12 protein-coding genes are annotated in these 13,862 nt (G+C 68.4%); 7 read left to right on the top strand and 5 right to left on the bottom strand.

Annotation, left to right across the window (positions count from 1 at the left end; translation table 11 throughout):
• Together QHF85_RS38350 and QHF85_RS38345 are read right to left on the bottom strand one after the other, a co-directional pair.
• Positions 1-575 (bottom strand): Clp protease N-terminal domain-containing protein (locus tag QHF85_RS38350; protein ID WP_281332386.1); only part of this gene is annotated, 575 nt, incomplete at its 3' end.
• A gap of 35 nt (positions 576-610) precedes the next feature.
• On the bottom strand, positions 611-2,464 hold the full coding sequence (locus QHF85_RS38345) for a lytic transglycosylase domain-containing protein (RefSeq protein WP_281332385.1): 1,854 nt from the start codon (positions 2,462-2,464) through the stop codon (positions 611-613).
• Between the two features lie 178 nt (positions 2,465-2,642).
• On the opposite strand from QHF85_RS38345, the gene QHF85_RS38340 reads away from it, so the two are divergent.
• Both QHF85_RS38340 and QHF85_RS38335 read left to right on the top strand, forming a co-directional pair.
• A complete protein-coding gene (locus tag QHF85_RS38340) occupies positions 2,643-3,953 on the top strand; it encodes a type VI secretion system-associated FHA domain protein (protein WP_281332384.1) in 1,311 nt (436 codons plus the stop codon).
• A 44-nt stretch (positions 3,954-3,997) separates the two neighbouring features.
• Positions 3,998-4,717 (top strand): hypothetical protein, encoded by a 720-nt coding sequence (locus QHF85_RS38335; protein WP_281332383.1) that lies wholly within the window; start codon positions 3,998-4,000, stop codon positions 4,715-4,717.
• Between the two features lie 97 nt (positions 4,718-4,814).
• On the opposite strand, the gene QHF85_RS38330 is transcribed toward QHF85_RS38335, so the two are convergent.
• Entirely contained in the window at positions 4,815-5,762 is a 948-nt protein-coding gene (locus tag QHF85_RS38330; protein ID WP_281332382.1) for a hypothetical protein, read from the bottom strand.
• Positions 5,763-5,971: 209 nt separating this feature from the next.
• Between QHF85_RS38330 and tssE the strand changes: the two genes are divergently transcribed.
• From tssE to tssG, 3 genes are all read left to right on the top strand, one after another.
• Complete coding sequence (gene tssE / locus QHF85_RS38325) at positions 5,972-6,388, top strand: type VI secretion system baseplate subunit TssE (RefSeq protein WP_281332381.1); 417 nt, start codon at positions 5,972-5,974, stop codon at positions 6,386-6,388.
• Positions 6,389-6,467: 79 nt separating this feature from the next.
• Positions 6,468-8,237: a type VI secretion system baseplate subunit TssF gene (tssF, locus tag QHF85_RS38320; protein WP_281332380.1), complete on the top strand. Its 1,770-nt coding sequence runs from the start codon at positions 6,468-6,470 to the stop codon at positions 8,235-8,237.
• Entirely contained in the window at positions 8,201-9,370 is a 1,170-nt protein-coding gene (gene tssG, locus QHF85_RS38315) for a type VI secretion system baseplate subunit TssG (protein WP_281332379.1), read from the top strand. The genes tssF and tssG overlap by 37 nt, the downstream gene beginning before the upstream one ends.
• Positions 9,371-9,582: 212 nt before the next feature.
• On the opposite strand, the gene QHF85_RS38310 is transcribed toward tssG, so the two are convergent.
• Positions 9,583-10,254, bottom strand: coding sequence for a hypothetical protein (locus QHF85_RS38310; RefSeq protein WP_281332378.1), 672 nt, complete (start codon positions 10,252-10,254; stop codon positions 9,583-9,585).
• 150 nt (positions 10,255-10,404) lie between these two features.
• On the opposite strand from QHF85_RS38310, the gene QHF85_RS38305 reads away from it, so the two are divergent.
• Positions 10,405-11,013, top strand: a complete 609-nt coding sequence (locus QHF85_RS38305) for a hypothetical protein (RefSeq protein WP_281332377.1) — start codon at positions 10,405-10,407, stop codon at positions 11,011-11,013.
• A gap of 217 nt (positions 11,014-11,230) precedes the next feature.
• Positions 11,231-12,487, top strand: coding sequence for a hypothetical protein (locus QHF85_RS38300; RefSeq protein WP_281332376.1), 1,257 nt, complete (start codon positions 11,231-11,233; stop codon positions 12,485-12,487).
• Between the two features lie 58 nt (positions 12,488-12,545).
• Here QHF85_RS38300 and QHF85_RS38295 read toward each other — a convergent pair whose 3' ends face one another.
• Positions 12,546-13,820, bottom strand: a complete 1,275-nt coding sequence (locus tag QHF85_RS38295) for an FHA domain-containing protein (RefSeq protein WP_281332375.1) — start codon at positions 13,818-13,820, stop codon at positions 12,546-12,548.
• Between the last annotated feature and the right edge of the window lie 42 nt (positions 13,821-13,862).

Below are 13,862 nucleotides of genomic sequence, written 5' to 3'. Positions count from 1 at the left end.
GTCGAATCCGCCGACGCGCTCGCCGCGCCCTGCGGCAGCCCACCGGGGCCCGCCGCGCCGCCCGCCGCGCCCGCGGCCCCGCCCGGCGCCGTCTCCGCGTCCTCCTTCGATCCCGAGATGATCTTGGGGAGGTTGTTCTTGACGTCCTCGCGGGAGATGCCCTCGAGCAGCGAGCCGATGCCGCTCATCGAGTAGCGCGTCGGCTGGTTGACGAGACGCGCGAAGAGCGCGCCGCTGCGCACCTTCGTGTAGCCGTACTCCATCGACCCGACGACGAACGCGTCCTGCATCCACTCGAGCATCGTCGGGGAGAAGACGGGCTTGCCGGCGTTGCCCGTGCGCAAATCCGAGAGGCTCCTCTGCAGGGCCTGCCGCAGGCGCGCGGGATCCAGGTCGTAGTGCATCACGATGAACGCGATGTCGGAGTTCGCGTCGTCGAGGAGCGAGAGCAGCAAGTGCTCGACCGTCACCTCGTAATGCCGTGCATTGACGCATTGGACGACCGCCGCCTCGAGCGCAGCGGTGCAGACTTTGGTGAGCCGCTTGATGATGGATTTGGCTTCGACGAGCATCATGGCCCGGGCATCCTACAGGGACCCGGGGCCCGACGTCATCCGCGCGATCGGCCCCGCGATCCTTTCCTAGCTTCGCTGCGACCCTTTTGCGCGTCCGTCTTCTCGGTACCGCGCGCCGCGTCGGAAGGACCCTTGTCCTTATCTTTGCTCGCGCTCGCGTTCGCGTGGGTGCCGGGATCGATGATGCGACGCTGCGCCTCTTCGGCCTTGGCGCCCGCCTCACCTCCCTCGGCCGCGCCGAGATCGAGCGCGCCGAGCACGCCGGGCTTGACGTGGAGCCTCAAAATGGATCCTGCGCGGAGTTTGTCCTCTTCGCCGAGGCGGTTTTCCCGCGCCACGTCATCCACATCCATCGCGAATTGACGCGCGATGCCGATGAGCGTGTCGCCAGGACCCACCTTGTAAAGCAACGTCTTTCGACCCGCGCGCTTCTTGCGCGGCCGGAACGGCTCCTCATCGCCCTCGTCGTCGTCCGCGTCGTTGCTCACGCCGGCCTGCGCCGCGAGCTCCTCGACCGGATCGCGGAGCGCGCGCCGCTTCTTGTACGAGGGCAGGAGCGAGAGCAGGCTGTCGTTGTCCCGCGTCGCCGCGCGGCGACGCACGAAATCGCGCCCGCCGATGAGATCGACCGGATCGAGAACGGACGCGTCCTCCGTCACGATCGGCTCGGTCTGCAAAAGGACGGGCAACATCGTGTGCGCGCGCGACAGCGATTCGGCCGGCACGTTCACGAGGAAGTCGCCTCGCCCCGGCGGCAGCCTGTCACCGAGCAGATCCGGATTGAGCTGCCGCACCGTCTTCAGCGGCACGCCCGCCGCCTTCGCGAGGGTCTTCAGCGACAAACCGGGCGGCGCCGCGATTTCGGCGGCGTCGACGGGACGCGCGAGCTCGACCTGATCAAAGCCGAACCGCTCCAGGTTGTTCGCGACGAGCGCCGCCGCCGCGATCTTCGGGACGTACGTCGCCGTCTCCGTGGGCAGCGCCTCCTGCCGCGCGAGCTCGTTGAAGTCGGCCGTGCCGTACCGATCGATCCTGTCGAGCAGCTGCTCGTAGCCCATGTTGTAGGCCGCGAGCGCGAGATCCCAGTTGCCGAAGCGCATGTAGAGATCGCGCAGGTGGTGGGCCGCCGCGCGCGTCGCGAGCTTCGGGTTTTTCCGCTGGTCGACGTGCTTGTTTTGCTCGAGCCCGTACACCGCGCCCGTCGCGGGCATGAACTGCCAGAGCCCCACCGCGCCCGCCGGCGACTTCGCCCGCGCGTCGAACCCGCTCTCGATCATCGCGAGCCAGATCAGATCCTCGGGCAAACGCCACTCGCGCAGCTCCCCCTGCACGAGGTCCTGGAACCGGCCGCTGCGCTTCAGCCAGGTCTCGAACATCCCGCGGCCCCGATCGGTCCGCGTGAAAAAGCGGACGTACTTCAACGTGCGCCGCGTGATCGACACCTTCAGATCCGGCAGCTGCAGCCGCGAGAGCGCCTCCGCGCCCGCCACGTCGAGATCGTCGACCTCGGCCCCCTCCCCTGCTGCCGCATCCGAGCTCCGCCGCGGCGAACGCGAGTACATCGGCCGATCGAGCGAGGACTGCTCGCCCCGCATCGCCTCCCGCAGCTCGACCTCGCGCAACCTGCCGAGCTGCTGCGACTCCGGCCCGCCCATCTGCGCCGCCCTCACGCCGCCCCGCGAAGGCTCGCCCCGCAGCGGCGCCCGCGAAGGATCCACCACGAGCGGCGCCATGGCGGCCTCAGGACGAGGCGAGCCCGGCGTGGGCGCGGCGACCGCCACCACGGCGGCCTGCACCGGCGCCAGGGCCGCGTCCGGCGCGCTCATCCCCACGCCGTACCCGAATGCAAGGGCCGAGACGAGGGGCGGAATCCTGTGGAGGAGGCTCATGTCGGCCAGGGTCGCATGATGTAGGTAAAGGTGTCAAAAAAGCGGTCCGGCGCCCGGCTGGGCCCGCGAACGGCGCGACGCACCCGACCGAGGTGGCCCGCGCTGGATCGGAAGAGGCTTCGCGGGATCGTCGCCCGCTACTTCTGGTCCAGGGACACTGTCTGCTAGTCTCGCACCCATGCCGCTGGCGCTCGTGGCCCGGGTCATCGATACCCAGGCCAATCAAAGCTTCGACGTCACATTCGAGCGCTTCCCCATCCGCATCGGCAGAAACCAGCTCAACGACCTGCACATCGATCGGCCGTACGTCTCGCAGTTCCACCTCGCCATCGACGTCCGCGACCGGCAGATCATCGTCAAGGATCTCGGCTCGACGAACGGCACCGTGTTCGCGGGTCGTCGCCTCACGCGCGACACGCCGACCGACGTCACGAGCACGCCGGAGCTGACCATCGGCCCGATCGTGATGCGGATGCAGCTCATCGACGCCGCGCCGAAGAAGCGCGAGGCCCCGAAGGACGGGACCGTGCTCGACTTCGCCCAGGAGCAATCCGGCAACGCCGCCGCGTCCTGGAGGCAGCAACAGAAGCCGATCACGCCCGGCGCCGAGGACGCCTACGTGCGGCAGCTCCAGCCCTACGTGGAGGCCTACCGCGCGTCCTGGGGCGGGGTCTATCGCGTGATCTACGATCACCTGCCGCGGCTCTCGCCCGAGGTGCGCCAGAACTATCTGAAGCGCGTCGCGATGGAGCAGCCGACGATCGCGGCCGAGCAGGACTTCCAGAAGCTCTCGCAGTACTACGGCGTCGATCCGCGCATGCTCGGCGAGCCGAGCCCCGCGCAGGCCGCGCACGCCGCGATGATCGAGCTCTCGCGCACGCTCGCGCCGGGCGCGAAGCCGATCGAGGACGTCGAGAGCGTCTTGACGTTCGGCCGCAAGCTTCGCGACGCGATGGAAGTCTTCCTCAAGTGTTTCGTGAGCCTGCGGAACGGCTACCAGGAGTTCGAGGCCGAGATGCTGGCCCGCGAGGTGACGCCGGACGAGAACGATCGCGTGGCCTCCGCGAAGGACGAGAAGGAGCTCGGCAACGTGCTGCTCGGCCCGCAAGGCGGACCGGACGCGCCGCGGCAGCTCCAGGACATCTTCGTCGACGTGATGAGCCACCAGGTCGCGCTCATCAACGGCGTGATGGAAGGCGTGCGCTCGCTGCTCACGAAGCTGTCGCCGAAGACGATCGAGGAGGAGCTCGAGCGTCGCGGCAAGAGGGGCGGCCTATTCTCGAACAAATTCGAAGCTCTCTGGAAGCTCTACGAAGTCGTCCACGGCGACTACGCTGGAGAACAGAAAGAGACCTTCCTGATTATTTTTGGCCCGCAGTTCTCTCGCGCGTACGCTGCGACCGCCGGGGATGACGACAAAGCCACCGGCGATGCGGGCGCGAAGAACCGCGGCCGCTTCACCCTCTCGCCGAACCAGATCAAACGATGAGCCGCGCCCCCATCGCGGGGCGCGGATACGGAAGGCTCATCCGAATGCGTATCAGGGAGATCGTTCTGGCCACGTTGGGCCTCGTCTCAGCCTCCTGGCTCTACTGCACGGAGGCATCCGCCCAGACCGTCCCGGCCATCGCCCCGCGCGATGAGACGTGGGGCACGGTGAGCCACGTCAGCCTCGGGGTCGGCGCCGGCACGGTCTTTCTCATGCCGCGCGTGTACTACAGCGACCCGGAGTCGACGGTCGGCTGGAAGGGCCGCTGGCACTTCTCGATGTTCGCCCCGGCGATGACGATGGCCGCCGCGACGTTCCTCGTCGACGGCCCCATCCGCAACGCCCTCCAGTATCCGCGCCCCGGCTGCACCGTGGATCAGACGCTCGTCGCGAACACGGACTCGGGCTGCGAGACGTTCGGCGGTCCCTCGACGCATGCCTTCGCGTCGTGGGGCGCGACGGGCGTCGGCACGGGCATCTTCCTCGTCGACACGATCAAGTTCTCGAAGGGCCGCTTCAATGCGGGCTCGTTCATCGGCAACATCGGCGTGCCGCTCATCGCCTCGGTCCTCACGTCGGTCGGCCGCGGCGTCGAGTCCGGCGCGACGGACGAGTTCGGCACGGCCGCCCTCCCCTACGAGACGTCGAACCAGATCATCGCCGGCACGTTCGCGGGCTTCTTCAGCGGCCTGCTCGTCGGCGGCGCCTACGCGCTCCTCCAGCGCCCCTCCTGCGGCTACGGCAACGCGATCTTCTGCTGGTGAAATGGCGAACGCCCCGCTTCGGCGGGGCGTTTCCTTTCCGTCTCGAACCGTTGGCCCTCCGAAGTTTGGAGCACCAACGGTTTTTCTTTCCTGAACCCTAGTCCTGGCCGACGACGCGCTCCCAGAGCGGGTCGTTCGAGGAGAACAGCGCGTCGCGCTCCACCTTGAGGAAGCGCGAGAACTCGACCTTGCGGAGCGCGCGGTCGCTGTCGCGGTTCGGATCCTCGTAGTGGATGATGCTCACCTTCACCTGCTCGAGGAGCTGGATCCCGTTCGGCTTGTAGCTGACGTCCGTTCGAAGCTGGTAGCGCGCGTAGAGGCCGCGCTCGGTGACCGACGGGAGCACCTGCACGCGCTCGATGTCGACCTTCGCGGCCTCGATCAAGCGGCCGCGGCGCGCGAGGAACATGTGCGCCTGTTTGCGACAGTCGTCCGGATCGGGGCAGCGCTTCGCCTCCGCCACGACGAGGTTGTCGTCGCCGAGACGGACCGGCGTGATCTGCGACTTCGCGGGCCCGCGGAAGCTGCCGATCGCGTAGATCTCGGCGCGATCGTCGACGGCGCGCGCGAGGAGGATCGGGCCGCCTTCGTCGCCGTTCTCGAACTTCAGCACGCGGTACCAGAGCGTGCGCAGGCCGTTCGGACCGGAGCGGACGTCGACCTCCTCGACGTCGAGCTTGCGCGGCCAGCCCTTCTCCGAGATGCCGCCGCGGAGCGACTCGTTCGCGAACGCGTAGTGGCCCGTGCAGTCGACGTCCGTCGGGTTCAACCCCTTGTCCGCGTTGAACCCGGGGAACGCGATCTCGGCCCACTGATCGGGCTCCAGCGTGCGGACCACGGCCTTGCCGCGGCCTCCGCGGAGCGGAGAGAGCTTCTGCGTGCAAACGGCGATCGGCGTCTGCTCACGCGTCTTGGCCTCGAGGTGCGGCTGCTCGGGCGCGGCGCCGCAGCCCATCGAGGAGGCGATCCCCAGCGCCAAGGCGGCGAGGCTCCCGCGACGTGCCGTTTTCGCTTGGTCCCAGCGGTCTTGAAGAGACGGCTTCACGCCTCATTTCGTATCACGCAAGGCGCCTGCCACGAAAATTCCCTGTAGCCCCCCCTCGCACGATCTGCGGCCCCGAACCCCGAAAGCGCCCCCCAACGCGAGGACACGTGACCTTTGATACAGTGCGGACGAGCCCTTTCGAGGACGGGCGGCGCGGCGCGGGGTTTGGGGGCTTCTGGTCGAGCGGGGCGGGGGGTAGAATGGCCAGCATGGCGGCCTCGCTGCTCACGCGCATCGCCCACGCGGCCAACCCGCATTCGCTGGAGAGGCATACGTGGAAGGATCAGGATCTCGAGCAGGCGGTGATCGCCCACCTCGCGCGGATGCTGAACACGCGGCAGGGCAGCTCGCTCACGTGCCCGGATTATGGGCTGATCGAGGTGTCGGAGATGCTGCACGACTTCCCCGACGCGGTCGGGATCGTGCAGCGCGCCATCAAGAACAGCATTCAGCAATACGAGCCGCGCCTGAAGAACGTTCAGGTCCGGCACATCAAGAACGAGGTCTTGGGGACCATGTACCTCGAGTTCGAGATCACGGGGCAGCTGCACTACCCGGACGGACGACGTTCGGGGCTTCGGTTCAGCACCTCCGTGGATGGGAGCGGTAACGTCAAGATCGGCTGACCGGTTGCGGAGGCGCGAAACTCTTCACGAACGTTGACACTACCTCTGCGGAACGGTCGACTGTTCGGCGTCGGGCCCCATGTTCAACAAGTACTACCAGGACGAGCTATCCTACCTGCGCGAGCTCGGGCGTGAGTTCGCGCAGGCGTACCCCGCGATCGCGCCGATGCTCGCGGAGCGCGGGGCAGATCCGGACGTCGAACGGCTGCTCGAAGGCGTCGCGTTCCTCACGGGGAAGATCCGGCAAAAGCTCGATGACGAGCTGCCCGAGGTCATCCACTCGGTCGCGTCGCTGCTCTTCCCGCACTACCTGCGGCAGATCCCGGCGACGTCGATCGTGGAGTTCACGCCGCTGCCGAACGTGGTCCGCGAAAAACTCATCGTCGCGCGGCACGCCGAGGTCGGCTCCGTGCCCGTCGACGGTATTTCGTGTCGTTTCCGCACCACGCAGGACGTGGAGCTCCTGCCGCTCACCGTGGAGGACGTGCGCGTCGAGACGGGCGCGCAGCTCGCGCAGTCGCTCCGGATCGAGGTGAAGGTGACGGGCGGCGCGGCGCTCGCGGCGCTCGCGCTCTCGAAGATCCGCTTCTACATCCACGGCGAACGGCGGCTGCAGGACGACGTCCGCGTCTGGCTCGGCGCGCACGTCGACTCCATCGCGCTCTGCTCGGTCGACGCCGCGGGGCGCGACACGACGCTCGCGACCTTGCCCGCGCGCAACGTAAAACTCGTCGGGTTCGACGAGGACGAGGCGCTGATCCCCTACCCGCCCACGGTTTACGCGGGCTTCCGGCTGCTCCAGGAGTACTTCACGCTCCCGCAGAAGTTCGCGTTCTTCGAGGTCGTGGGCCTCGAGGCGATGCCCGCGGACAAACTCTCGGACAGGTTCTCGATCCTGATCCAGTTCAAGGACGGCCTGCCCGCAGGGACGCGCCTCTCGAAGGAGAACTTCCGGCTCTTCTGCTCGCCGGTCGTGAACCTGTTCGAGCACTCGAGTGATCCGATCAAGCCCGATCCGAGCAAGTACGAGTACCTCGCGCGGCCCGCCGGCTCGACGCCCGTCGCGTACGAGCTCTACAGCATCGAGAGCGTGATCGGCATCGCGCGGCGCACGAGCCAGCGCGTGAAGATCCCGCCGTTCTTCTCGTTCGAGCACGAGCTCGATCCCGACGCCGCGGCGCGTGGCGTCTTCTACCAGACGCACATCAAGCCCGCGTCGATCGGCGACGGCGTCGACCTCTACGTCTCGTTCGGCTCGGCGCAGGACGGCGCGGCGATCCCGGAGTTCGACGTCATCAGCATCGAGGCGACGTGCACGAACCGGCGCTTGCCGGCGCAGCTCAAGGTCGGCGATCTGCGCGTACCGACGGCGACGTCGCCCGCGGTCGCGAGCTTCACGAACGTCACGGGCGTGACCGCGCCCTTGCCTCCGCCGATGGGCCGCGAGCTTCAGTGGCGCGTGCTCTCGCACATGGCGATGAGTTATCGATCGATCACGGAGCTCGACGTGCTCCGGTCGGTGCTCGAGATCTACAACTTCCCCGCGCTCGTCGATCGTCAGGCGGCGCGGGCGAACCAGCTCCGCATGCAGGCGATCAAGTCGATCCGCGTCCGCCCCACGGATCGGCTGTACCGCGGCGCGCCCGTGCGCGGCGTGGCGACGGAGGTCGAGCTCGACGAGGGGGGCTTCGCGGGTGAAGGCGAGATGTACCTGTTCGCGAGCATCTTGAACGAGATGCTCGCGGCGTACGTCTCGCTGAACTCCTTCACGCAGCTCAGCGTCACCGGCACCAATACGCGCGTGGTTTATCGATGGGAGCCGAAGAGCGGCAGCTTGAACCTGATCTGAGCGGCGGGCCGAAACCCGACGCCGCCTTCGCGCCGCCGCCCGATCCGGAGCGGCAGGCGAAGGCAATGATCGCGGCCAAGATGGCCGAGCTCGAGCATAGCGCGCGGCGCTACTCGTTCTTCCGGCTCGTCTACATCCTCGAGCGCCTCTTCCCGGGCAGCGCGCCCGTGGGGCAGCTCGGGCCCGTCGCGACCGAGCGCATCCGCCTGCGCGCGGACACGAGCCTGATCTTCGCTTCGACGGACGTGAGCGAGCTCAAGTCCACGAAGTACCCCGACGAGGTCGAGCGCGCGCGCATCACGGCGGGCTTCCTCGGGCTCTACGGCTCGGTCTCGCCGCTGCCGACGTACTACGTCGAGGACCTCGCGCAGGAGGACTACCAGGGGGGTCCGCAGCCGAAGCGCGAGTTCCTCGACGTCTTCAACCATCGCCTGCTGTCGCTGTTTTACCGGGCGTTCACGAAGTACCGGCACTCGGTCGGCTACCGGAAGAAGGGCGACGATCCGTTCACGCGGCGCCTGCTCTGCGCGGCGGGCGTCGATGGATTCCGCGACCACAAGAGCCCGCTGCACCGGTTCCTTTACCTGCGTTATGCGCCGCTGCTCGCGACGAAGTCCCGGAGCGCGCGTGGGCTCGAGGTGGTGCTGAAGGACATCTTCGGCAGCATGGGCGTGGACATCGAGCAGTTCGTCGGGCACTGGACGCTGCTGGAAAAACCGCTGCGCAACAAGATGGGCGTGGCGAACCATCAGCTCGGCGAGAGCCTGACGATCGGCCGATGGGTCTACGACGGGACGGGGCGGTTCAAGATCAAGCTCGGGCCGCTGAAGTACGACGAGTACATCTCGTTTTTGCCGGGCGGTTCGAACCGCGCGGTCCTCAAGGCGGCGGTCGACACGCTGACGCGCGGCGCGTGTGACGCGATGCTGGAGCTTCACGTGGCGACGGAGGACGCGCCGCGCTTCCAGCTCGCGTCGCCTCGCGCGTCCACGCTGGCGCGCACGACGTGGCTCGGTGGTCCCGTGGGGCAAAACTTCGTGATCGAAGTACCCCTCAACGACAAACCGCAGCGCACGGGGCAAGGCGAGGACGAGGAAGAAGAGCGTCTCGATCCCCCGCCGCTTCCCTACTAGGGGGGCTCCGGTCGGCCCTGAAGCGATTTTCGCTGCGCGAGAATCGCCGGGCCTTCCTCTGCCCCCCTAACCCCCCGCGCGCTCGTTTCAGCTTCTCTTCGTTCCGCTGCCCCGAGCGCTTCGTTCCGAGGCCTCGTCCAGAGGTTTCTCAGGAACGACGCACCTTGCCCCCTCTCCCGCGAGGGAGAGGGGGATGGGGGTGAGGGCGTCTTTCAGTAGACCAGCATGCTGCGCAGCGCCGTCGCCATCTCGTCGGCGACCGACTCGATGTTCTCGCCGTGAACGACCTGCACGAGCAGGAGCCGGTTGCCGCTGCGGATCAAAACTTCGTGCGCGTACGAGTGGTACGCCGGCTTCGCGGGGACACGCGTCTTCACGATGTAGCTTCGTGCTTGCGCGTTCGCCGTCGCCACGGGCATGCGGCCGGCGAGGATCTGCGCGCCTTGATCCTCGCAGTCACGCTCGTAGCGCTTCATCACGTCGGGCCACGTGTCCTCGGGATGATCGATCCGCTCGTAGATCGAGAAGAGGAACTGCCGCGGCGACTGGTACGAGATGAAGCGCTGCCCGGGGGAGTAGTCGGCGTCGCGTACGTACCAGTCGATGGGCCGCGCGAGGCGCACGTCTCCATCGAGCACACCTACGCCGACGCGGCGCGGGAGGCGCTCGTTTTCGTCGGCGTTGAGCTTCGGGAAGTAGACTTCGTAGCTCTGGTTCTTGTCGATGACCCCGCTGCCGTGCAGGTAGAACACGTCGTCGCGCTGGGGCGCGGTGGGCGAGCCACCGCAGCCGAGCGACACGAGGGGCAGGGTCAGCGCGCCCAGCACGACGGCCAGACGGCAAGCACTGGGGAGCGAGGGCGAAGAGAGGTCGACAAGCCTCATCACGGTTAACTTAGGATACCCTGGTCGCGGGGCCAAATGATCGCTCATGAGTTTGGCCTTCTCGCCGAGACCGTTGAATGATCGGGGCGGCTGTGGACAATGCTGATGCCAGGATCCGGCGCCGCTCGTGCGACACCTGGGGAGTGCACCGTGACGTATCTCGCAGAACGTAGCGTCCTTCTATCCCTCGCCCTCGCGCTCGGCGGCCTCGGCTGCGTCGGGCTCGAGGCTGGCATCGACTATCCGAGCGATTTGCCCTCGCCGGACGAGCACCTGACGACACCGGAAGGCGAGGCGGACCCCAGCGTTTCGCTGAACGGCTTCGTCATCAAGGACGACGTCTGCAAGGGGGTCGACACCCACCCGGTCACGCAGAAGCTCGGCCCGGAGGATTTCGCGCGGTTCCTGGAAACCCAGGGGCTCAAGATCGAGCCCAAGAAGGCGCGCGACAACCTCTACTGGTTCGACTTCCCCACGGGCGAGAAGAAGGAGGGCGAGCCGCAGCAGTTCCTCCGCCTCCGCCTCGCCGTCCTCGACGACCACTTCGCGGCCACGCGGGATCTGCAGGAGTCGCTGCTCGATCACGGCCCGGGCTGGTGGGGCGTGCACCGCTCGAACCTCGCGGTCCTGGCGCCGAAGACCGGCCTCTCCGAGTCGGTCGCCTTCGCGCTCAAGCACAAGCTCGTTTGCTGGGGCATGTTCGCGTACACGGGCACCAACGACGTGTACGGCGTCCCGGGCCCGTACACCGAGCTCTGAGCGCGAGCGCCCTCCCCCGCGGAGGGCGCGCTCGCAGGCTGTTGAGAAAACGCCGCGAGCGCCCTGGAGCTAGGGAGGAGGACGCAGGAATACAGGCGTATTCCGAGGACGACGACCGACGATCCAGGGTGCGCAGCAAGTTTATCAACAGCCTGCTAGACGGGAAGGACGCGCGCGGATGTAGTCCGGATGCGCGTCGTTCACGTAAACTCGCTGCATGCGCTTCCGGCTCGCCTTTGCCCTCACCGCCATCCCGACCGTCATCGGCGCGTACCTCGCCGCCTGCACCCCCTCCGACAACCTCGACGATCTCTGCGGCTGGATCGGCGACACGAACAACTGCTACCGCAAGTTCGCCCTCGAGGTGACGGACCGGTGTGGTGCGGTCGTCGACGTCAACAGCCCGCCGAACGATCCGGCGATGCCGTCTCCGCGCCGCGGCAGCTTCCTCAAGCGCGACAAACTCGACCTCTGCGTGTTCGATAGCCCGGCCGGCGGACAGGTCATCTTCGATCCGCCGCTCGACGTCGCCGAGTTCCCCGTCACGACCGCGTCGTTCGCGATCATCAACGGCGACGCGACGTTGTGCGGCGCGGGCGCCATCGGCGCGGATGGGGCGTTTGCCGTCTCCATCGAGTCGAACCCTTCCATCCCCGACGGCGGCACGAGCGACGCCGGCCCCGTCGATTGCACCACGCCGGAGCAGCTCTGCGGCGGCTCCTTCTCCGTCAAGTCGATCACGGAGCGCGAGCTCATCGACACGAAGTGCCCGAGCGGCGAGACGCATCGCTTCAACCGGCTGCAGCTCTCGAAGTGCGACGGCGATCAGCAGATCGAGCAGGACTACGACCAGCTCATGCCGCGGGCCGAGCTCCTGTCCAACGCGGGCGCCGTGGGCGTGAACGGCTTCGTGCGGTTCCGTGTCTTCTACCCGCCGAGCATGATCGACATGCCGTCCGACGAGAAGACCCCGCTCAGCGGCGCGCAGCCGGTCGTGGTCGAGTATTTCGAGTGCGCGGTCCCCGGCGCGTCCGCGACGTGCTCGAACGGCGTGCAGGATCCCGATGAGCCCTCGACGGACTGCGGCGCGGTCTGCGGCATCGGTTGCCAGGACAGCCAAAAGTGCGTGGTGAATGCCGACTGCGCCTCCAGGAACTGCGCCAAGGACGAGTCGGGGATCCTGACGTGCCAGGCGAACCCGATTTGCACGAACAAGACGAAGGACGCGATCGAGGGCGACATCGACTGCGGCGTCATCTGCACCCAGAAATGCGGTGAATGCCAGACCTGCCTCGTCAACGCGGACTGCGCCGCCGGCGTCTGCGTCACCGACGCGATGGGCGAGAAGCGGTGCCGGATGGACGCCGATGCCGGCGCGTGCTCGACGCCTGATGCAGGCGGCGGCGGCGCAGGTGGCGCGGGCGGCGCAGGCGGCGCAGGTGGCGCGGGCGGCGCAGGCGGCGCGGGCGGCTGAGACGCAAACACGCGCGCGTGGAGCAGGCTCGCTCCACGCGCGCGGTCCCCTCGATTTTTCAGGACACCAATAGTTTGACGACAAACGTCGTGCTGCCGAGGCGCAGCCGATCGTTGTCGCGGAGCTGCCGGCGATCGCCGGGCACGAGCTTCTGCTCGTTCAAGAACGTCCCGTTGCGCGAGTTGTCGTCCTCGACGAACGCCTGACCCGTCGCGGGATCCGCGTGGATCGTGGCGTGGCGCGACGACGTGCTCCCGTCGGAGACCGCGATGTCCACGCCGCTGTCCCCGCCGCTCCGGCCGAGCTGCGTGCGGCCGCTGTGGATCGCCCAGAAGCTGCCGCCCGGATCGTTCTGGAACGTCACGAGGAAGCCGACGAGCACGCGTTGCCCCGACGGCGTCACCGCCGGCGGCGCGGCCGCGGGGCCCGACAGCGAGCCCGGCGAGACCATCGGCGGCGCGACCATCGGCGGCTGCCCCATCCCGCCTCCCCCGAGCCCGCCCGGCGTCATCATCGGCGGCGGCGCGACCATCGGCGGCGGCGCGAGCCCACCGAGCTGACCCGGCCCCGTCAGGCGCGGCGGCGCCGCGGGCATCGCGCCCACGCCGCCTTGCGGCACCATCGGCGGCGGGCCCATCTGCGGTACCGCCATCTGCGGGGCCATCTGCGGCGCCATCTGCGGCGCCATCTGCGGCGCCATCTGCGGCGCCATCTGCGGCGCCATCTGCGGTGCCATCTGCGGCACCGCCATCGGAGGCGCGCCGCCGAGGCCTGGGTTGCCGAACGTCGGCGCGGGCTGCCCCATCGGCTGCGCCATCGGCGGAGGTTGTCCGAACGAAGGCGCACCGGGCACCTGCGGCGGCGGACCCATCGGCGGCGCTCCGAGCGGCGCGCCTCCGAACGGCATCCCGCCGGGCGCGGGCGGCGCTCCGAACTGCGGGGCCGCGGGCATCCCGGGCGGCGCGCCCATCGGCTGCTGCGGCGCGGGCTTCGGCGCCTCACGCGCCCAGGGCGAGCGCATCGGGCTATCGTCGACGTCGCTCGACGAGAACGCGCTCGCGGCCGGCATCCCGCCTCCGGCCATCGGCGGCGGCGGATAGGCTCCGGGCGTGACGGGCGGCGGAGGCGCCATCCCGCCGCCGGCGTTGATCTTTGGCGGAGGCGCGGGGTAGCCGCCGCCCATCCCCGGGGGCCCCGGAGGCGCGTAGGCCCCCGCTCCACCCATCGGAGGCGGCGCCGGCGCGCCTGCTCCACCCCCCACGGACGCTCCGCACATGTTGCAGACCGAGTCCGTGTCCTTGAGCATCCACTGACAGCTGGGACAGGGCTTCATCCGCCCGCCACATTAACATTTTTGTCCGCCGCGGGTCTCCCG

This window comes from Polyangium sp. 6x1 (assembly GCF_029946515.1).
GTDB lineage: Bacteria > Myxococcota_A > Polyangia > Polyangiales > Polyangiaceae > Polyangium.
This window is presented reverse-complemented; position numbering and strand designations above follow the sequence as displayed.

What these genes read in the sequence shown, in the direction of transcription:
- QHF85_RS38335 (WP_281332383.1), top strand. Translation starts at nt 3,998, where the DNA reads ATGCGTATCAGGGAGATCGTTCTGGCCACGTTGGGCCTCGTCTCAGCC.
- QHF85_RS38340 (WP_281332384.1), top strand. Translation starts at nt 2,643, where the DNA reads ATGCCGCTGGCGCTCGTGGCCCGGGTCATCGATACCCAGGCCAATCAA.
- tssF (WP_281332380.1), top strand. Translation starts at nt 6,468, where the DNA reads ATGTTCAACAAGTACTACCAGGACGAGCTATCCTACCTGCGCGAGCTC.
- QHF85_RS38310 (WP_281332378.1), bottom strand. Translation starts at nt 10,254, where the DNA reads ATGAGGCTTGTCGACCTCTCTTCGCCCTCGCTCCCCAGTGCTTGCCGT.
- tssG (WP_281332379.1), top strand. Translation starts at nt 8,201, where the DNA reads ATGGGAGCCGAAGAGCGGCAGCTTGAACCTGATCTGAGCGGCGGGCCG.
- QHF85_RS38295 (WP_281332375.1), bottom strand. Translation starts at nt 13,820, where the DNA reads ATGAAGCCCTGTCCCAGCTGTCAGTGGATGCTCAAGGACACGGACTCG.
- QHF85_RS38300 (WP_281332376.1), top strand. Translation starts at nt 11,231, where the DNA reads ATGCGCTTCCGGCTCGCCTTTGCCCTCACCGCCATCCCGACCGTCATC.
- tssE (WP_281332381.1), top strand. Translation starts at nt 5,972, where the DNA reads ATGGCGGCCTCGCTGCTCACGCGCATCGCCCACGCGGCCAACCCGCAT.
- QHF85_RS38345 (WP_281332385.1), bottom strand. Translation starts at nt 2,464, where the DNA reads ATGAGCCTCCTCCACAGGATTCCGCCCCTCGTCTCGGCCCTTGCATTC.